The organism is Plantibacter sp. PA-3-X8 (assembly GCF_003856975.1).
Classification (GTDB): domain Bacteria; phylum Actinomycetota; class Actinomycetes; order Actinomycetales; family Microbacteriaceae; genus Plantibacter; species Plantibacter auratus.
This window is the reverse complement of sequence record NZ_CP033107.1, coordinates 3660267-3679899: the sequence shown is the minus strand read 5'-3', so window position 1 is coordinate 3679899 and position 19633 is coordinate 3660267. Positions and strand designations below refer to the sequence as shown.

Sequence of the window (19633 nt, the reverse complement as noted above, 5' to 3'; positions counted from 1 at the left end):
CGGCGAATTCAGGCGCATGGTGGCTCTACGACCACTTCTTGACCGTCCCACCAACGCCGGAGGAACGCATGTCCATCGCAGCACTCATTCCCGACACCGCACCCGCTCCCGCCGCCCGCGCGGGGCTCCGAGCGGTGCCGCGCCCGAAGCGGACGGGCCTTGCCGAGCTGCACGCCTGGGTCGACGAACTGGCCGCCCTCCTGGAGCCGTCCGCGATCCACTGGGTCGACGGCTCCGCGAGCGAGTCGCACCGGCTCACCCACCAGCTCGTCGAGGAGGGGAAGCTGATCAAGCTCAACCCGGAGTGGCGGCCGAACAGCTTCCTCGCCCGCAGCGATCCGCGCGACGTCGCGCGCGTCGAGGACCGCACCTTCATCTGCTCCGAGCAGGAGGAGGACGCCGGCCCGACGAACAACTGGCGGGATCCCGCGGTGATGCGTGACGAACTGCACGGGGTCTTCGCCGGCAGCATGCGCGGTCGCACGATGTACGTCGTACCGTTCTCGATGGGCGCGGTCGGCGGGCCGCTCTCGCAGCTCGGCGTCCAGATCACCGACTCGGCGTACGCGGTCCTCAGCATGGGCATCATGACGCGGATGGGCGACCGCGTCCTCGAGCTCATCGCCGACGGACAGCCGTGGGTCCGGACCGTCCACTCGGTCGGCGCTCCGCTCGAAGCAGGGCAGGCCGACGTGGTCTGGCCGTGCAACGACACCAAGTACATCGTCCAGTTCCCGGAGACGCGCGAAGTGTGGTCGTTCGGTTCCGGCTACGGCGGTAACGCACTCCTCGCGAAGAAGTGCTTCGCGCTGCGGATCGCCTCGGTCATCGGACGCGACGAGGGTTGGTTGGCCGAGCACATGCTGCTGGTCCGGGTCGTCTCGCCGGAGGGCCGGGCGTTCCACATCGCCGCCGCGTTCCCCTCGGCCTGTGGCAAGACCAACCTCGCGATGCTGCGGCCGACGATCCCCGGGTGGACGGTCGAGACCCTCGGCGACGACATCGCGTGGATCCGGCCCGGCGACGACGGCCGTCTGTACGCCATCAACCCGGAAGCAGGCTTCTTCGGGGTCGCACCCGGCACGGGCGCCGGCACGAATGCGACAGCCGTCGACACCCTGTGGGGCAACACGATCTTCACCAACGTCGCGCTCCGCGACGACGGGGACGTCTGGTGGGAGGGACTGACCCCCGAGCCGCCCGCCCACCTCGTCGACTGGCAGGGGCAGGACTGGACGCCCGAGTCGGGGCGCCCGGCGGCCCACCCGAACTCGCGGTTCACCGTCGCGGCGGCGCAATGCCCGTCGATCGCCGACGACTGGGACGCGGCCGACGGCGTCCCGCTCGACGCGATCCTCTTCGGCGGGCGTCGTGCCACGAACGTCCCGCTCGTAGTCGAGGCCAGCAGCTGGGAGCACGGCGTGTTCATGGGTGCGACGATCTCCTCCGAGCAGACCGCCGCCGCTGAGGGCACGGTCGGGGAGCTCCGTCGCGACCCCTTCGCGATGCTCCCGTTCTGCGGCTACAACATGGCGGACTACTGGAGTCACTGGTTGCGGGTCGGCGGTGCACTCGAGCACGGCAAGGCGCCGCGGATCTTCCAGGTCAACTGGTTCCGGAAGGACGCCGACGGCTCCTTCCTGTGGCCTGGCTTCGGCGAGAACTCGCGGGTCATCGAGTGGATCGTGCGGCGGCTCGAGCACGAGGTCGACGCACGGGAGTCGGCGATCGGCCGGTTGCCCGTCCTCGACGAGCTGAACCTCGACGGCATCGACGTGCCCGAGGCCGACCTCGACGCCCTGTTCGCCGTCGATCGCGAGTCCTGGCTCGTCGAGTGCGACCTCACCGAGTCCTTCTTCGACACCTTCGGCAACCGGGTCCCGGCCGCCCTCCGTGCGGAACTCGCCGCCCTGCGCTACCGCCTCCGGTCCTGATGTGTCCGCTCGCCCGACGACGGTCGGGCGAGCGGAGCGTCACACGAGGAGCTGGTGCTTGGCGAGCTCGCGGTAGAGCGGGACCTCGGTCACGAGGTCGCTGTGGGTGCCGACGCCGACCACCCGACCCTCCTCGAGGACGACGATCTGATCGCTGTCGACGACGGTCGAGAGCCGGTGCGCGATGACGATGAGCGTGCGTCCCGTCGCGACCGCGTCGATGGCCTCGCGCATCATCTGCTCGTTGACGCCGTCGAGGCTCGAGGTCGACTCGTCCAACAACAGGATCGGGGGAGCAGCGAGGATGGCGCGCGCGATCGCGAGGCGTTGCCGCTCGCCACCCGACAACATGATGCCGTCCTCGCCGACCGGGGCGGCGAGACCGAGCGGGTTGCGGTCGAGGACCCCGCCGAGGTTGACCGCGTGCAGCACGCGCTCGCAGTCGGCGTCGCTCGCATCCGGTGACGACAGCAGCAGGTTGTCGCGCAGCGTGCCGGCGAGGACCGGGGCGTCCTGCTCCACGTACCCGATCTGGTCCCGGAGGTCGGCGCGGGGGATCGTGCGGATGTCGACGCCGCCCAGGCGGATGGCTCCGGCCGTCGGGTCGTAGAACCGTTCGATGAGCCCGAGGATGGTGCTCTTGCCGGCGCCGGACGGTCCGACGAGCGCCGTACGTCTGCCCTGCATCGCCGCGAAGGACACTCCACGGAGCACCTGCCGACCGAGCGCGGACTGCGCCTCGGTGAGTCGGGTGGCATCGGCGGTGACGACCTCCGGCGCGCTGGTGCCCTCACTCAGCGCCTCGGTCGCGAGCGCCTCCGCTGCGGCCCGTTCGCGCTCGATGACCGCCGCGTCCGGGTAGGCGAACTCGACCCCGTCGAACTCGATCGCCGGCGCGGACGCTGAGGCGGTCCCGGGACGCCCGACCCGCGCGGCGATGGCCGCGTCGTCATCGCCCTCGTCGGGCAGGTCGAGGATCTCCTGGATCCGGCCGAGCGCTCCGAGCGCCTGGTTGACGCTCGTGATCGCGCCGAAGGCCTGGCCGAGCGGCATGATCATCATGAACAGGAAGAGGATGAACGCGACGAGACTCGCGATGGTGATGGCCCCGGACGCGACCCGGAACCCACCGACGCCCAGGACGACCAGGAACGAGGTCTGCATGGCGATGCCTGCGACCGGGACGACCAACGAGGAGATCTTCGCGATCCGCACGCCCACGCCGTAGACCTCCTTGGCCACGCCGTCCACCGCGTCGATCTCGCGGTCGGTCGCGTTGGACGCCCGGATGGTGCGGATGGAGCTGATGGCGCGCTCGACCGCGGCGGCGAGCTCGCCCACCTTGGTCTGCTGCTCGCGGCTGGCGACGCGGATGCGTCCGCTCAGGGCGACGACCACGACGACCGAGACGATGACGACGAGGAGGGTGAGACCGAGCAGGACGGGGTCGATGATCGCCATGGCGATGAGCGCGCCGAGGAAGGTGATGGCACCGCCGACGGCGTCCACGAAGCCCTGCGTCAGGACGGCGTAGAGCATGGTCGTGTCGCTGCCGACCCGCGAGACGAGGTCGCCCGTCCGGCGCGTGTCGAACTGGCTGATCGGCAGCCGGAAGATGCGCGCGATCAGCTGGCGCCGGGAGGAGTAGACGACCCCGGTGCCGGCGCGCTGCAGGAGGTAGTGCTGGTACCCGCTGATGACGCCGGAGACCACGACGAGCCCGACGAGGAGCCACGCCAGGTTGCCGAGCGACCGACCCGCCTCGACGACCCCGATCACCTGGCTGACGATGAGCGGCTGGGCGAGTGACGCGGCCGCTCCGATGACGCTCAGGATGATGACGACGATGAGGATCGAACGGTGCTCGAAGATGTACGGCATGAGCTGCTTGAGGCTCGCGCGGGGACCGTCGTCCTTCGGTCGGCTGAACGGGTTGCGGCTGCGTGCCGGGCGCGCTGGGGTGCTCATGGTGCTCTTCCTCCGAGGTGCGGTGCGCGGCTCCGAGACGTCCATGGCGACGGCGCACCGTGGTTCAACTCTAGGCGACGGTCGCACGCGCCGAGCCCGAAGCCGACGCACCGAGCGCGGACGCACCGAGGGCCGGTGCGCGGAGACGTCCTCCACGCACCGGCCCTCGGTGGTCGCCTCGATCAGGCGTCGATGTCGACGTCCTTGGTCTCCTTGGAGACGATGAGGGCGACGAGCGTGATCAGGGCCATCGCCGAGAGGTAGACGCCGACCCAGAACGGGCTGCCGCCGCCGGCGCTCCACAGCGCGACGGCGATGAACGGTGCGACCGCGGCACCGAGGATCGACGACACGTTGTAGGAAATCCCGGACCCGGTGTACCGCACGTTCGTCGGGAACAGCTCGGGCAGCAGGGCGCCCATCGGTCCGAAGGTGAACCCCATGAGGCTGAATCCGATGATGAGCCAGATCATGACCCCGGTGAACCCGGCGCCGAGCAACGGGACCCAGACGAGACCGAACACGAGGATCGCGCTCGTCACGACGATGAGCGTCTTGCGGCGTCCGTACTTGTCGGCGAAGGGACCGGACACGAGCGTGAAGATCCCGAAGAAGACCACGCCGGCGATGAGCATGAGCACGAAGGTCGTGTAGCTGTAGCCGAGCCCGGCGACCGGGGCGTCGAGTGGCGCACGGCCGTAGCTCAGGGAGAACGTCGTCATCAGGTAGAAGAGCACGTAGGTGGCGAGCATGAAGAAGGTGCCGAGGAGCAGCTTGCGCCAGTGCAGCTTGACGACGCTCGCGAGCGGCGACCGCTGCACCTTGCCCTGCTCCTTCGCGTTCGTGAACGCGTTGCTCTCGACGAGACGGAGACGGACCCAGAGGCCGACGATGACCATGACGACTGAGAAGAGGAACGGGATGCGCCAGCCCCACTCGAGGAACGCCTCGGACGGCATTGACGGGTCGTCGCTCGGCAGGATCGCCGCGATGATCAGGAACAGTCCGTTGGCGATGATGAAGCCGATCGGCGCACCGAGCTGCGGGAACGTGCCGAACAGGGCACGCTTGCCGGTCGGCGCGTTCTCCGTCGCGACGAGGGCGGCGCCCGACCATTCGCCGCCGAGCGCGAAGCCCTGACCGATGCGGAGGATCACGAGGAGCAGCGGGGCGACCCAGCCGACGAGCTGGTAGGTCGGCAGCAGGCCGATGAGGAAGGTCGCGATCCCCATGGTGAGGAGGGCGCCGACGAGGGTCGCCTTCCGACCGCGTTTGTCGCCGAGGTGCCCGAAGATGACGGCACCGACGGGGCGGGCCACCATCGCGGCGCCGAACACGGCGAAGGAGGCGAGGAGACCCGCGGTCGGGTCCTCACTCGGGAAGAAGAGGTGCGGGAAGACGAGGACGGCGGCCGTCGCGTAGACGTAGAAGTCGTAGAACTCGATCGTCGTGCCGATGAGGCTGGCGAGGACGACTCGGGAGCGCGGATTGACCGGGGCCTTGGTGACTGGGGTTGCTTCGAGAGACATGCGTGCGCGTTTCGGTTCGGGAATGGACGCCGTCGAAGCATCAGCACCGGTCGCGCACGCCCGCCGACGACGGCAGGATCAGAGGTTCGCCCGCTTGTGGCAGGACCATGACACTGTACGCCGAAGTACGGCATTCCGGTATTCGGTTGCCCGGACGGGCGTATACCGATACCGGAATGCCGCGTGATGCGCCTCTGCTCGGGTCAGCCGCGCAGCTCGCGGAGGACGACCGCGGTCGCGACGGCGGCATCAGCGGCCTCCGCCCCCTTGTCCTCCTTCGACCCGGGCAGCCCTGCGCGGTCGAGCCCCTGCTTCTCGTCGTCGAGGGTGAGGACGCCGAAGCCGACGGGCTTGCCCGTCTGGATGCTCACCTGCGTGAGGCCACTCGTCGCGGCGTCGGAGACGTACTCGAAGTGCGGTGTGCCGCCACGGATGATGACCCCGAGTGCGACGACCGCGTCGGCCCCGGCCTCGAGGGCGGCCTTGGCGACGACCGGGAGTTCGAAGCTCCCGGGGACCCGCACGAGGCGGTGGTTGGCGCCGCTCGCATCGAGGGCCTTGACGGCTCCGGCGATGAGACCGTCGGTGATGGTCTCGTGCCAGGTGCCGGCGATGACGACGATGTCGAGGCCGGTGCCGTCGACGCTGATGGTGGGGGATCCTTCGCCGCTCATGCGGTCTCCTGTCTTCTTCCCTCGAGCGCGTCGAGGGGTTGGTGGTGTTCGCGCTCCTCGAAGGAATCGAGGGCGGCGGTGGACTACTGGTGGGGGTGCGGTTCGGGTGCGAGCTCGAACCCGATGCTGTGGCCCATGCGGTCGCGCTTCGTCTCGAGGTAGCTCTCGTTGAACAGGCCGACGCCGACCACCAGCGGGACGCGCTCGCTCACGGCGATGCCGTGGTTCGTGAGCTGTCGCTCCTTCTCCGGGTTGTTCGAGAGCAGGCGCACGGAGGTGATGCCGAGGTCCGTCAGGATCGCGCTCGCCGCCGTGTAGTCGCGGGCGTCGGCCGGCAACCCGAGCGCGAGGTTGGCGTCGAGGGTGTCGAGACCGTCCTCCTGCAACCGGTAGGCGCGCAGCTTGTTGACGAGGCCGATGCCGCGCCCTTCGTGCCCGCGCAGGTAGACGACGACTCCGCCGTGGCGCTGGATGGTGTCCAGAGCACTGTCGAGCTGCGGACCGCACTCGCACTTGAGCGAGCCGAACGCCTCGCCGGTCAGGCACTCGGAGTGGACGCGCACGAGCGCACCGATGGCCTGCGGGTCGCCGGCGATGATGGCGACGTGGTCGGCACCGGTCCTGCGGTCGCGGTAGGCGCGCAACCGGAACGAGCCGTGCGTCGTCGGGACGGTCGTCTCCACCTCGAACGACACGTTCGACGATTCGGGGATGGCCGCCTGGGCGGCGCGTTCCTCGGCGCAGACCGCAGCCGCATCGGGGTTCTCCTCGAGGAAGGCGATGAGTGCGGCGATCGTCGTGACGAGCACGCCCTCCCGCTCCCCGAGCGCGATGAGGCCGGGCAGGCGCATCATCTCGCCATCGTCGGCGACGATCTCGGAGATCGCCCCGACGGGGACCAGCCCCGCGAGCTTCATGAGGTCGACGGCCGCCTCCGTGTGGCCGTCGCGCTCACGCACCCCGCCGTCGACGGCGCGCAACGGGACGATGTGTCCGGGGCGCGAGAGACTGGCGGGCACGGACGCCGGGTCGGCGAGCACGCGCAGGGTGTGGGCGCGGTCGGCGGCGCTGATGCCGGTGCTGAGCCGGTCGGCCGCGTCGACCGTGACGGTGTACGCGGTGCCTCTGGGGTCCTCGTTGAGCGCGACCATCGGCGGGAGGGCCAGGCGGTCGGCGATCTCGTTCGTCATCGGTGCGCAGATGAATCCGGAGGAGTGTCGGACCGTCCACGCGATCCACTCCTGGGTGGCGGACTCCGCGGCGAGGATCACGTCGCCCTCGTTCTCTCGGCCCTCGTCGTCGGCCACGATGACCGGTCGGCCCTGGCGGAGTGCCTCGAGGGCCTCCGGGATGCTGGCGATGCTCATGCGTTGCCCCTTCCGGTGGCGGTGGTGCCGACCGGGTCCGCGGACTGCGGATCCTGGCCGATGCTGCTGGGGAGTGCCGACTCGAGACGGCTGAATGCGAGCATTCGCTCGACGTGGCGGGCGAGGATGTCGGTCTCGAGGTTCACACGATCGCCGGGGACGCGCTCACCGAGCGTCGTCGCGGCCAGCGTCTCGGGGATGAGGGACACCTCGAACCAGGCTTCCGGTGCGTCCGGTGCGCTGATGGCGCTGACGGTGAGCGAGACGCCGTCGACGGTGATCGATCCCTTGTCGACGACGAGCGGCGCGAGTGCCGCGGGGAGCGAGACGCGCACGACGCGCCAGGCCTCGCCGGGCACCGTGGCCAGGACGGTGCCGGTGCCGTCGACGTGGCCTTGGACGATGTGGCCGCCGAGGCGGTCGCCGACGCGGGCCGCGCGTTCGAGGTTGACCGGAGATCCGACCGTGACGCCGTCGAGGGAGCTCATTGCGAGGGTCTGGGCCATGACGTCGGCCGTGAACGTCTCGCCGGTCTGCTCGACGACGGTGAGGCAGACACCGCTCACGGCGATGGAGTCCCCGTGCCTGGTGCCCTCGAGGGCGAGCGGGCCGCGGACGGTGAACCGTGCCGAGTCCTCGCCGTGGTCGATGGCGACGATCGTGCCGAGTTCTTCGATGATGCCCGTGAACATGGGTGGTCCGTTCTCTGGGGGTCAGGCGGTGAGGTGGTGGGCGGCCGAGGCGGAGACGCTGCGGTCGGGTGTCGTGATGACGAGGAGGTCGTCGCCGAGTCGTTCGACGCCGACGGTGGTGAGGCGGATCACATCGCCGATGGTGTCGACACCGAGGTCGCCGATCGCGAGGCGAGGGCCGCCGAGGAGCACGGGGGCGAGGTAGGTGAGGACCGTGTCGGCGAGTCCTGCGCGGAGGAACGCTGTGGCGATGGTCGGGCCGCCCTCGATGAAGACGCTCCGGACGCCCGCGGCGCGGAGCTCGGCTAACAGCGCAGCCGGATCATGCCCGTGGTGGACGACGACCGGCCGGGGGTGGCGGTGGACGGCGGCGTCCAGGGGGATCTGGCGATCGCCCATGACGACGGGCAATGGCTGCTCGGGCAGGAGGTCGCCGCGGTCGTCGCGAGCGGTGAGGCTCGGATCGTCGGCGAGGACCGTCCCCGTGCCGACGAGGATCGCATCGTGGGCGGCCCGTCGACGGTGGACGTCGTCGCGCGCGGCATCGCCGGTGATCCAGCGGCTCGTGCCGTCGCTCGCGGCGATCCGCCCGTCGAGACTCGAGGCCCACTTCACCGTCACGAGCGGACGCCCGAGGCGGGCGGTGGTGAGCCAGTCACCGAGGAGGTCCTCCGCCGGTCCGGCGAGCACACCGCCGACGACGGTGACGCCGCCGTCGCGGAGTCGTTCCGCTCCACCTCCGGAGTGGTGGCCGGGGTCGTCCACGGCGAACACGACGCGCTCGACACCGGCCTCGAGGAGGGCGACGGCACACGGTCCGGTCCGGCCCGTGTGGTTGCAGGGTTCCAGGGTGACGACGGCCGTCGCGCCGCGGACCGCTCCGGGAGCGAGGCGGGACAGGGCGTCGACCTCCGCATGCGGGGTGCCGGCTCCACGGTGCCAGCCCTCGGCGATCACGGTGCCGTCAGCGTCGAGGATGACGCAGCCGACGCGGGGGTTGACCCCGCGGGCCGGGCCGTTGGCGGCGAGTTCGAGCGCGCGCAGCATGGCCTGCTCCTCGCGGACACTCGCCTGCGGTGCCTCGGTTCCTGCGCTCATCTGTCCGTCATCTCGGTCGGTACTGACACGAGTTCCGGGGTCGCGGGCAGGTGCTCGCCGGCGTCGGCCATCGGCCGACGCCCGTGCTTCCTTCCATCCGGACTCGAACGCCGCCTGCGAGCAGACGCGTTCATAACCGTCGGTCCTGGAGTTCCACCAGGTCAACCGGGCCTCGCTTGCGCGAGACACGGGTCGCGGACTATCACCGCCGGTTCGGACTCTCACCGACCCCGGAGCACGTTACGTGTTGTCGATTCTAGGTCAACGGGCTGAGTGGGTGCCCTATTCCCGGTTCGGATGACGCCCGGTTGCAGCGCCTGATGCGGCCGGGGTCAGCGCTGGGCGTCGTGCTGGTCGATCGCCGCGCGGGCGGTCCCCTCGTCGACCACGAGGTCGGAGATGAGCCCGCCCGCCAACGCCCCGAGGAGCGGGAGCACCTTGGCGGCTCCCGCGACCACGCAGATCCGACGGGAGACGCCGCGCAGCACGTCGAGATCGGGCCCGGACGCACGATTGTTGAAGGGGATGTCGCGCCAGGAACCGTCGGCGCGGAAGAACACGGTCGCGACGTCCCCGACCGCCCCGGCGCTCGCGAGCGCCTCGAAGTCGCTGTCGTCGAGGTAGCCGCCGACGTAGACGTGGCTGGGCACCCCCGAGAGCTGCGAACCGAGACCGAACAGCGCGACGTCCATGCGGCGTTGGATCTCGAGCACGCGTCGGATGCTGCGTTCCCGCCAGAGGGCCAGCTTGGTCGACGGGTCGTCGAAGAAGGCGGGCACCGCGAACTGCTGCGCGTAGGCCCCGTAGGCGTCCGCGTACCGATGCAGGATCTCACTCGCGTAGAGGATGCCCGAGGTGCGCGTGTTGGCCGCACCATTCAGCTGGACGATCTGCGAGTTGTGGGTCCGCTTGGGGGTGAGGTGCCTCGCCACCGCACTCACGGTCGAGCCCCATGCCAGGCCGAGCGTCATGTTCGAGTCGAACACCGAGCCGAGAAAACGTGCAGCCGAGAGGGCGACCCGCTCCAGGCGGTCGATGTCGCTCGTGTGGTCGGGGACCGGGACGATGTGGGCGGTCACGCCGAACCGGTCGCGGAACTCCGCCTCGAGCCGCGACGGCATGTCGTGCGGGGAGCGCACCTGGATGTCGACGAGCCCGCTCTCCCGCGCATATCCGAGCAGGCGGGAGACCGACGACCGGGAGGTGTGGAGCTCCTGGGCGATGGCCTCCATGGTGAGGTCCTGCACGTAATACAGCTGTGCGGCGCGGAGCGCCTCGGCCGTCCGGTCCGGCTGGCTGAGCGCGTCTGCGAGCGACATCGGGTCTCCTTGCACGTTTGTTCACTAGGGCTGTTCAGAGTTGCAGCGGGTGTCACGATGTATTCAGTCACATCATTCAGCGGCGCGCAATCCCGGCAGCGTCGCGTACCAACCGCGAAGAAGCGAGGCATCTCATGTCCCTCAAGTCGTCAGCTCCCCGTTCCACCGTCCAGTCCGTCATCGACCGCCCGCAGGCGTCGGTGCTCATCATCGGCGGCGGCATCAACGGCATCGCGACCTTCCGCGACCTCGCGCTCCAGGGCGTCGACGTCACGCTCGTGGAACGCAACGACTGGGCCTCCGGCGCCTCTGCCGCGTCGAGCCACATGATCCACGGCGGCATCCGGTACCTCGAGAACGGCGAGTTCCGCCTCGTCCAGGAGTCGGTGCAGGAGCGCAACGGGCTCATCAAGATCGCCCCGCACTACGTGAAGCCGCTCGAGACCACGGTCCCGATCTTCTCGACCTTCTCCGGCATCCTCTCCGCACCGCTGCGCTTCCTCACCCACAAGCAGGGCAAGCCGCAGGAGCGTGGTGCGCTGCTCATCAAGGTCGGCCTCACCGCGTACGACTCCTTCTCCCGCGACGGTGGCAGCGTGCCGCGTCACCGCTTCCACGGCCGGAAGAAGTCCCTCGCCGACCTGCCGAAGATGAACCCGGGCCTCAAGTACACGGCGACCTACTACGACGCCTCCATGCACGACCCGGAGCGTCTCGCACTCGACGTCCTCATGGACGGCCTCGCCGCCGGCCCGCACGCCCGCGCCGTCAACTACGTCGAGGCGGTCGGCATGGGAGCCGACGGCGTCGAGCTCCGCGACACCGTCACCGGCCAGACCTTCACCGTGACGAGCGACGTCGTGGTCAACACCTCCGGCCCCTGGACCGACCTCACGAACGCCGGCCTCGGCGAGCCGACGACTTACATGGGCGGCACGAAGGGCTCGCACATCGTCCTCGACAACCCGGAGCTCTACGCGGCCACCAAGGGGCGCGAGATCTTCTTCGAGCACGAGGACGGCCGCATCGTCCTCATCTACCCGCTCAAGGGCAAGGTCATGGTCGGCACGACCGACATCGACGCCGACCCGAGTACGCCGAGCGTCTGCACCGAGGAGGAGGTCGACTACTTCTTCGACCTCGTGAAGCACGTCTTCCCGACCATCGCGACCTCGCGCGAACAGATCGTCTACCGGTTCTCCGGCATCCGCCCGCTGCCGAAGCACGACGACGAGGCCCCCGGCTTCGTGTCGCGCGACTACCGGATCGAGCGCCGGGCCGCCGCTGCACGTCCGTCCACCACCGTGTTCAGCCTCGTCGGCGGCAAGTGGACCACCTTCCGGGCCCTCGCCGAGCACCTCAGCACGGACGTGCTCAACACCATCGGGGCCCCGCGCCCGGTGGAGACCCTCGGCCTCGCGATCGGCGGCGGCGCCGGCTTCCCGCGCACCGACTCGGCGACGCGCACCTGGGTCGCCGGGCACGAGGACGGCACCGGTGCCAAGCGTGCCGAGCAGCTGCTGGGCCGGTACGGCACGAAGGCCGCCGCACTCCTCGAGCACCTGTCGGAGCACGGCGACGACCGCTTGCAGGGCGCTGCCGACTACAGCGTGCAGGAGCTGGAGTACCTGGTCGAGCAGGAGCAGGTCGTGCACCTCTCCGACGTGCTGCACCGTCGCACGAGCCTCGCCTTCACCGGATCGCTGACCGCCGGCCTCGTCGACGAGATCGCCCGCGTCGTCGGCGGTGTCCTCGGGTGGGACGACGCCGAGCGGACGGCGCAGATCACCGCAGCGCTCGACCGCCTGCGCGACGCCCACCAGGTCGACCTCCGGGTCGACGCCGCCAAGGAGGCCCCGGCGTTCTCATAATGCACGAATGTGCAGGCAAGGCCCTTGTCCTGTGCAACAGGAGCTGGCTACCTTACAAGCAACTGGTCAGTGCAACCTCGCCCAGCGGGGGCTCGCGCCTCGGCGTCGGCCCCCACACGGCCACACCTATGAAAGGTCAATGAAGACATGAACCTCGGAACCATCTTCCTCTCCGAGACCGTGGGGACGGCGATGCTCGTCCTCCTCGGTACCGGTGTGGTCGCCACGGCGATCCTCACGAAATCCAAGGGCCTCGGTGGCGGCTGGCTGCTCATCAACTTCGGTTGGGGCCTCGCGGTCTTCGCCGGTGTCACGGTGTCCTACGCCTCCGGCGGACACCTGAACCCCGCCGTCACGATCGGCTTCCTCACCACGGGGTCGATCGACTTCGGTACGGCGCTCGTCTACTGGGCGGCGCAGATGGTCGGTGCCTTCATCGGTGCCGTGCTGACGTACTTCGCCTTCAAGCAGCACTTCGACCAGGAGGAGGACCCGGGCAAGAAGCTCGGTGTCTTCTCGACCGGTCCGGAGATCCGCAGCTACGGCTGGAACCTCGTGACCGAGGTCATCGCGACCTTCGTCCTCGTCTTCGTCGTGATGTCCTTCGGCAAGACCGGCCCCGACGCGGTGGTCATCGAGGGCGTCCCCGGGGGACTCGCAGCCCTGGGCGCCCTTCCCGTCGCCCTGCTCGTCGTCGGAATCGGTGCCTCCCTCGGTGGCCCGACCGGCTACGCGATCAACCCGGCACGCGACCTCGGTCCGCGTATCGCCCACGCCCTCCTCCCCATCAAGGGCAAGGGCAAGAGCGACTGGTCCTACGCCTGGGTGCCGGTCGTCGGCCCCCTGCTCGGTGGTGTCCTCGCGGCCCTCGCCTCGATGGTGCTGCTCCCGGCCGTCTGACCTGACGCTGCGGCGGTGACCGGACACGATCACCGCCGCGGCACCCCGGGGTACCGGTTCCGGTGCCTCACCTCGCAACGCACGCAACGAAGGAGTATCCAATGGCGGACTACGTCATCGCAATCGACCAGGGGACGACGAGTTCCCGGGCCATCGTCTTCGACAAGAGCGGATCGATCGTCTCGACGGGCCAGCTCGAGCACGAGCAGATCTTCCCGAAGGCCGGCTGGGTCGAGCACAACCCGAACCAGATCTGGAACAACACCCGCGAGGTCATCGGCCAGGCGCTCAGCAAGGCCAACATCACCCGGCACGCCATCGCGGCCATCGGCATCACGAACCAGCGCGAGACCGCCGTCGTCTGGGACAAGACCACCGGTCAGCCCGTCTACAACGCGATCGTCTGGCAGGACACGCGCACCCAGGACATCGTGAACCGCCTCGCTGCGGACGGCGGCGTCGAGCGCTTCAAGAAGACCGTCGGCCTGCCGCTGGCGACCTACTTCTCCGGCACGAAGATCGTCTGGATCCTCGAGAACGTCAAGGGTGCTCGCGAGAAGGCCGAGGCGGGCGACCTCCTCTTCGGCACGACCGACAGCTGGGTCATCTGGAACCTCACCGGTGGTGTCAACGGCGGCGTGCACGTCACCGACGTCACCAACGCCTCGCGCACGCTCTTCATGGACCTCGAGACCCTGCAGTGGGACGACGAGATCCTCAAGGCGTTCGGCGTCCCGAAGTCGATGCTCCCGGAGATCAAGAGCTCCTCCGAGATCTACGGCCACGCGTCCGACGACAGCCTCCTCCGCGAGACGCCGATCGCCGGCATCCTCGGCGACCAGCAGGCGGCGACCTTCGGGCAGGCCGCCTTCCAGCAGGGCGAGGCCAAGAACACCTACGGCACCGGTAACTTCATCATCTTCAACACCGGTGAGGAGATCGTCCACTCCGAGAACGGTCTGCTGACGACGCTCGGCTACAAGCTCGGCGACGCGAAGCCGCACTACGCGCTCGAGGGTTCGATCGCCGTGACCGGTTCGCTCGTCCAGTGGCTGCGCGACAACCTCGGCATGTTCTCCTCCGCTCCCGAGGTCGAGGCGCTCGCCAAGACCGTCGAGGACAACGGTGGCGCGTACTTCGTGCCGGCGTTCTCCGGGCTGTTCGCGCCGTACTGGCGTCCGGACGCCCGCGGTGCGCTCGTCGGGCTCACCCGGTACGTCAACAAGGGCCACATCGCCCGGGCCGCCCTCGAGTCGACCGCGTTCCAGACGGCCGAGGTCATCGACGCCGTTAACGCCGACTCGGGTGTCCCGCTGACGGAGCTCAAGGTCGACGGCGGCATGACCGCCAACGACACGCTCATGCAGTTCCAGGCCGACATCCTCGGTGTGCCGGTCATCCGACCGGTCGTCGCGGAGACCACGGCGCTCGGCGCTGCCTACGCGGCCGGTCTCGCCGTCGGCTTCTGGTCCGACCTCGACGACCTCGCGAAGAACTGGCAGGAGGACAAGCGCTGGGAGCCCAACATGGACTCCGCGGAGCGCGACCGCCTCTACCGCAACTGGAAGAAGGCCGTCACGAAGACCTTCGACTGGGTCGACGACGACGTGCAGTAGTCCCGACCGACCGGAACGGCCCGTCCTCCTCGCGGAGGGCGGGCCGTTCTGTCGTCCGCCCTCGTGCCGCTCCCCGCAGGGCGCACCTGCGCACAACTCCTGCAGCTTGAGGACCGACTCGGGAGCAACCGCGCCATCCCGCCTGCCCACGCCGACCGGGCCGGTCAGGCGCAGGAGTTCTGCGCGAACTCGCTGCCTCCCGCGAGACTCGCTCCGACCCCCATCTCGTCGAGACGGGTGTCCCACATGCGCACAACTCCTGCTCCTCGCTGCTGCGGCGCCTCCCTGGGGTCGATCCTGAGCGTTGACCAGTGGCCAGCAGGAGTTGTGAACCGCGCGCGACGGTGACGCCCTGACCGTGACCCTCCTCCACAGCGCTCCCGTAGTCCTCGACCGACGACGAAGCAGCCGCGTCGGACCGACCGCTCGATCGGTGCCCCGAACCTCGATGGATGGACAGTGCAGCTTCTGGTCACACGATCCTCACCCGCTCGACGCTTCTCGAGGAAGGTATGCGACCGCGTGAGATCACCCAGGCGGTGCGTGACGGAAGGATCGTTCGCGTGCGGCGCGATCGATACGCGCTCCCCGGAGTGCATGATGACATCCGTGCCGCAGTGCGCATCGGGGGGAGGCGAGCATGCCTGTCCACCCTGGCCGCCCGTGGTGTGTTCGTGTTCGACGCCACTCGGGTCCATGTGCATGTGGACCGCAGCGCCTCACGACTTCGCGGACCGCGGGCGGAGGACCGACGGCTGGCTACCAGCGATCGACGGGAGTTCACTCTCCACTGGCGACCGCTTGATCAGCCGTGCGGCACGTTCGACTGCGACGTGTCGATCATCGACGCACTGGCCCAGTCCATCCGGTGCCAGTCGCCGCGGATGGCACTCGCGACGCTCGACAGCGCGGTCCATCTCGGGTTGGTGGATGAGCCCGACCTCCGACGAGTCTTCGCCCTGGTGCCCGAACGCTTTCGTGCGCTCATGGCGTTGATCGATGGACGCGCCGAGTCAGGTCCGGAGACACTCCTGCGCTTGATCGTCCGCAGCCTCGGTCTGTCGTACGAAGTGCAGCCCCGTCTGGCGGAGGGTGGACGCGGTGATCTCCTGGTGGCTGAGTCATTGTTGATCGAGGTCGACAGTCGAGCCCATCATGAGGGGTGGTCGCACGCCGTCTCAGACCGCACCCGCGACCTCAGAGCCGCCTCGCGCGGGCTGATGACGTTGCGACCGCTCTACCAGCACGTGGTGCATGAGCCCGGGCTCGTCGCGGCAGCGATCACCGGTCTGATCGGGGACGTACGCACAACTCCTGCTCACCGCGTGGGTACTCCACGGGCCGCGCGGTGAGTGCGGTGTGTGCGGGCTTGCGGACAGTGACGAGCAGGAGTTGCGAACGGACGGCGGGATCAGGCGGGGCGGAGGAGTCCGACGCGGTCGTAGACCTCGGCGAGGGTCTGCTCGGCGACCTCGGTCGCGCGCGCGGCGTTGACCGCGAGCAGGCGGTCGAGCTCGGCGGGGTCGTCGAGGAGCTCGAGCGCGCGCGCACGGACCGGCTCGAGTTCGCCCACGACGACCTCGGCGAGACCCTTCTTGAGGTCGCCGTAGCCACGACCCTCGAACTCGCCGACGACGGCCTCGATGGGGGAGCCGGTGATCGCGGAGTAGATGCTCAGCAGGTTCGAGACACCGGGCTTCTCCTGTGCGTCGAAGGCGATGACGCCGTCGTTGTCGGTGACCGCACGCATGATCTTCTTCTGCGTGACCTTCGGCTCGTCGAGCAACCAGATGATCCCCGCCGGGGTCTCGGCGGACTTCGACATCTTCGACGTCGGGTTCTGGAGGTCGTAGATGCGCGCGGAGTCCTTCTGGATCTGCGCCTTCGGGACGACGAAGGTGTCGCCGAAGCGGGCGTTGAACCGCTCGGCGAGGTCGCGCGTGAGCTCGATGTGCTGCCGCTGGTCGTCGCCGACCGGCACGATGTCGGTCTGGTAGAGCAGGATGTCCGCCGCCATGAGGATCGGGTAGGCGAAGAGCCCGACCGACGAGGCGTCGCGCCCGTGCTTGGCCGACTTGTCCTTGAACTGCGTCATGCGCGCGGCCTCGCCCATGCCGGTGATCGTGTTGAGCACCCAGGCGAGCTGTGCGTGCGCCGGGACGTGCGACTGGACGTACAGGGTCGACGCCGAGGGGTCGATGCCTGCGGCGATGTACTGGGCGGCCGTGCGACGGGTCTTCTCGCGGAGCTCGGCGGGGTCCTGCGGCACCGTGATCGCGTGCAGGTCGACGATGCTGAAGAAGGCGTCGTGCTCCTGCTGCATCTGCTTCCACTGCAGGAGGGCACCGATGTAGTTGCCGAGGTGGAGCGAGTCGGCGGAGGGCTGCATGCCGGAGTACAGGCGTGGCTTGGTCATGTGGGTTCTCGCAGAGGGATGAGCGGCCGGAGCCGGGGCACGGAGTGGTGGGGTGGCGTGATGCCGAAGGGTCAGACGGCGTAGTCGACGACGACGGGGGCGTGATCGGACCATCGCTGGTCGTACGCCGCTGCGCGGTCGATCGTGTAGCCGGACGCGAGGGCCGCGAGCTCGGGGGTGGCGAGCTGGTAGTCGATGCGCCAGCCGGTGTCGGTGTCGAAGGCCTGGCCGCGCTGCGACCACCAGGTGTAGGGACCGGGGACCTGGCCGGCGGACTGGCGCCCGATGTCGACCCAGCCGAGGCCGGTGCCGGTCACGCCGTCGACGCCCGTCACCGTCTCACCAGCCGGGCCGAGGTAGCGGTCGAAGTAGGACCGCTCCGCGGGCAGGAAGCCGGCACGCTTGACGTTGCCCTTCCAGTTCTTGATGTCGAGCTCGGTGTGGCCGACGTTGAGGTCGCCGACGACGAGGGACAGCGGGTTGTGCTCGCGCAGTGCCGGCAGCCGCTCGAGCATCGCCTCGAGGAAACGGAACTTCTCGACCTGCTTGGGGGTGTCGACCTCGCCGGAGTGCACGTAGGTGCTCACGACCGTGACGAGGGTGCCGTCGACGTCGAAGTCGGCCTCGATCCACCGACCCGCACTGTCGAAGTCGTCGGCTCCGAGGGCGACCCGGTGGATGCCCGCCGAGCGACGGCTGACGATCGCGACGCCGGCACGCCCCTTGGCGGTCGCGGCATCGTGCAGGATGTTCCACTCCGGTCCGAAGAGCGTCTCGAGGTCGCTCGTCGCGGCGCGGACCTCCTGCAGGGCGAGGATGTCGACCCCGCGGTCTTCGAGCCAGTCGCCCATCCCCTTGCGGAAGGCCGCGCGGACTCCGTTGACGTTGACACTGGCGATGCGGAGGGGTGCAGACATGCCTCCAGCTTAGTCGCGGGGGCCGACAACGCCCTGGCCCCGGCGCCCGCCTTGGCGTCGGCGATGGGGCGGGTCCGACGCGTCCGCCGCGGGCGACTCGGGGGCTTCGCCGTGCTCTCGGATGAGCTCGGCCGAGGCCTCCTCGGCGTGCCGGACGCGCCGGCGGGCGAACCAGACCGCCGGGCCCTTGGCGCGCCGGAGGGATTCGTGAGCCTCCCGCAGTTCCGCCTCGGCGATCAGCCTCCTGGCCGCCAGCTCTTCGGCCGCCTGCTCCTCCGGCGTCGTCGTGCGCACACTGATGCCCTGGTCGTCGAGCCCCACGGCGATCCAGGCGGCGGAGGCGAGGATGACGCGGCTCACGAGGTTGAACCACAGCATGAGGCCGATGAACACCGCGAAGGTCGCGAGCAACGGGTTCCGGGAGGCCCCGGCGATCACCGCACTGCTCGCGACGCTCAGGAGTGAGAGCACCAGGCTGCCGAGGAGCGCGCCTCCGAAGAGGTTGCGCCACGGGATCCGGATCCGGCTGAGCACGCGGTACATGGCGCCGAGGGTGACGAGGTTCACGACCACCGCGACGACCAGCCCGACGACCCGGCTGCCGACGGTCACCCAGAAGGTGCCCTCCAAGCCGACCAGTGACAGCAGCCAGCTGAGTGCCTGGGTGCTGGCGACCGACAGCGTCGCGGAGACGAGGAGGAGGACGCCGAAGGCGAGTGCCAGCACGAGGTCGACGACCTTGAGCAGGAAGAAGCTGGCCGCGACCTTCGGGAGCGCGAAGATCGACCTGACCGCCTGCCGGGTGTAGTACAGCCAGCCGATCGCCGTCCAGATGAGCCCGACGGCGGCGATGACCCCGGTCCACCCGAGCAGGGAGGCGCTCGACAACTGCTCCTCGGCGATGATGCCTTCGCCGTCGGTGCCGATGAGACCGGGGACGGCGCGGTTGATGATCTCCACGAGTGCCTGGAAGACCTCGGCGTTGTTGCCGAGCCAGATGCCGGTGATGGCGAATCCGACGTAGACCGCGGCGAACACGGCGAAGACGGCCTGGAAGCTGATCCCGGCGGCCAGGAGGTTGCCGTCCATGGCGAGATACCGATGGATGACGCGATAGGGCTTCAGCCGCATGACCCACGTCGTGGCGCGCTCCGCTCTCGCCGCGCGGGGCGCGAGCCGTCGGATGAACGGGTTCTCGCTGTTCTGGATCCATTGGAACACGAGTGGCGGTGGCGTCTGTTGGAGCCGCACCCTGGGGGTCGTACCGGCGTCCGGCGCGTCGGCGGAGTCCTTCCTCGGCGCACGCGGATTGGTCACCGGACCAGCCTACAA

General features: G+C 69.3%; 15 protein-coding genes. 5 read left to right on the top strand and 10 right to left on the bottom strand.

All coding sequences use genetic code 11. The annotated features are described in order from the left end of the window. Positions 1-68: 68 nt before the first annotated feature. Positions 69-1934, top strand: a complete 1866-nt coding sequence (locus EAO79_RS17210) for a phosphoenolpyruvate carboxykinase (GTP) (protein ID WP_124769725.1) — start codon at positions 69-71, stop codon at positions 1932-1934. Between the two features lie 39 nt (positions 1935-1973). On the opposite strand, the gene EAO79_RS17205 is transcribed toward EAO79_RS17210, so the two are convergent. The 7 genes from EAO79_RS17205 to EAO79_RS17175 all read right to left on the bottom strand — a co-directional run bounded on the left by EAO79_RS17205 (position 1974) and on the right by EAO79_RS17175 (position 10581). Further along, positions 1974-3902, bottom strand: a complete 1929-nt coding sequence (locus EAO79_RS17205; RefSeq protein ID WP_124769724.1) for an ABC transporter ATP-binding protein — start codon at positions 3900-3902, stop codon at positions 1974-1976. Positions 3903-4084: 182 nt separating this feature from the next. After that, a complete protein-coding gene (locus EAO79_RS17200) occupies positions 4085-5431 on the bottom strand; it encodes an MFS transporter (protein ID WP_079707347.1) in 1347 nt (448 codons plus the stop codon). 203 nt (positions 5432-5634) lie between these two features. Next, a complete protein-coding gene (gene ribH / locus EAO79_RS17195; RefSeq protein ID WP_064294813.1) occupies positions 5635-6105 on the bottom strand; it encodes a 6,7-dimethyl-8-ribityllumazine synthase in 471 nt (156 codons plus the stop codon). A gap of 83 nt (positions 6106-6188) precedes the next feature. Then, positions 6189-7472, bottom strand: a complete 1284-nt coding sequence (gene ribA / locus EAO79_RS17190) for a GTP cyclohydrolase II (RefSeq protein ID WP_124769723.1) — start codon at positions 7470-7472, stop codon at positions 6189-6191. After that, positions 7469-8164 (bottom strand): riboflavin synthase, encoded by a 696-nt coding sequence (locus tag EAO79_RS17185; RefSeq protein WP_079707344.1) that lies wholly within the window; start codon positions 8162-8164, stop codon positions 7469-7471. Before EAO79_RS17185 ends, ribA begins: the two co-directional genes overlap by 4 nt. Positions 8165-8185: 21 nt before the next feature. Continuing rightward, positions 8186-9262 carry a bifunctional diaminohydroxyphosphoribosylaminopyrimidine deaminase/5-amino-6-(5-phosphoribosylamino)uracil reductase RibD gene (gene ribD, locus EAO79_RS17180; protein WP_241160917.1) on the bottom strand — a complete coding sequence of 359 codons (1077 nt, stop codon included), beginning with the start codon at positions 9260-9262 and terminating at the stop codon, positions 8186-8188. A 332-nt stretch (positions 9263-9594) separates the two neighbouring features. Next, positions 9595-10581: a sugar-binding transcriptional regulator gene (locus EAO79_RS17175; RefSeq protein WP_124769722.1), complete on the bottom strand. Its 987-nt coding sequence runs from the start codon at positions 10579-10581 to the stop codon at positions 9595-9597. Positions 10582-10715: 134 nt separating this feature from the next. Between EAO79_RS17175 and EAO79_RS17170 the strand changes: the two genes are divergently transcribed. The 4 genes from EAO79_RS17170 to EAO79_RS17155 all read left to right on the top strand — a co-directional run bounded on the left by EAO79_RS17170 (position 10716) and on the right by EAO79_RS17155 (position 16320). Next, positions 10716-12452, top strand: a complete 1737-nt coding sequence (locus EAO79_RS17170) for a glycerol-3-phosphate dehydrogenase/oxidase (RefSeq protein WP_124769721.1) — start codon at positions 10716-10718, stop codon at positions 12450-12452. Between the two features lie 147 nt (positions 12453-12599). After that, positions 12600-13352, top strand: a complete 753-nt coding sequence (locus EAO79_RS17165; protein ID WP_079002885.1) for an MIP/aquaporin family protein — start codon at positions 12600-12602, stop codon at positions 13350-13352. 101 nt (positions 13353-13453) lie between these two features. Next, positions 13454-14968 carry a glycerol kinase GlpK gene (gene glpK / locus EAO79_RS17160; protein ID WP_124769720.1) on the top strand — a complete coding sequence of 505 codons (1515 nt, stop codon included), beginning with the start codon at positions 13454-13456 and terminating at the stop codon, positions 14966-14968. A 452-nt stretch (positions 14969-15420) separates the two neighbouring features. Next, positions 15421-16320 (top strand): hypothetical protein, encoded by a 900-nt coding sequence (locus EAO79_RS17155; RefSeq protein ID WP_124769719.1) that lies wholly within the window; start codon positions 15421-15423, stop codon positions 16318-16320. A gap of 59 nt (positions 16321-16379) precedes the next feature. On the opposite strand, the gene trpS is transcribed toward EAO79_RS17155, so the two are convergent. The 3 genes from trpS to EAO79_RS17140 all read right to left on the bottom strand — a co-directional run bounded on the left by trpS (position 16380) and on the right by EAO79_RS17140 (position 19618). Further along, complete coding sequence (gene trpS / locus EAO79_RS17150; RefSeq protein ID WP_079002883.1) at positions 16380-17384, bottom strand: tryptophan--tRNA ligase; 1005 nt, start codon at positions 17382-17384, stop codon at positions 16380-16382. 71 nt (positions 17385-17455) lie between these two features. Next, the gene (locus EAO79_RS17145) at positions 17456-18301 is read right to left on the bottom strand and encodes an exodeoxyribonuclease III (protein ID WP_124769718.1); all 846 of its coding nucleotides are present in this window, start codon (positions 18299-18301) and stop codon (positions 17456-17458) included. A gap of 9 nt (positions 18302-18310) precedes the next feature. Beyond that, on the bottom strand, positions 18311-19618 hold the full coding sequence (locus EAO79_RS17140) for a YihY/virulence factor BrkB family protein (protein ID WP_124769717.1): 1308 nt from the start codon (positions 19616-19618) through the stop codon (positions 18311-18313). Positions 19619-19633: the final 15 nt, after the last annotated feature.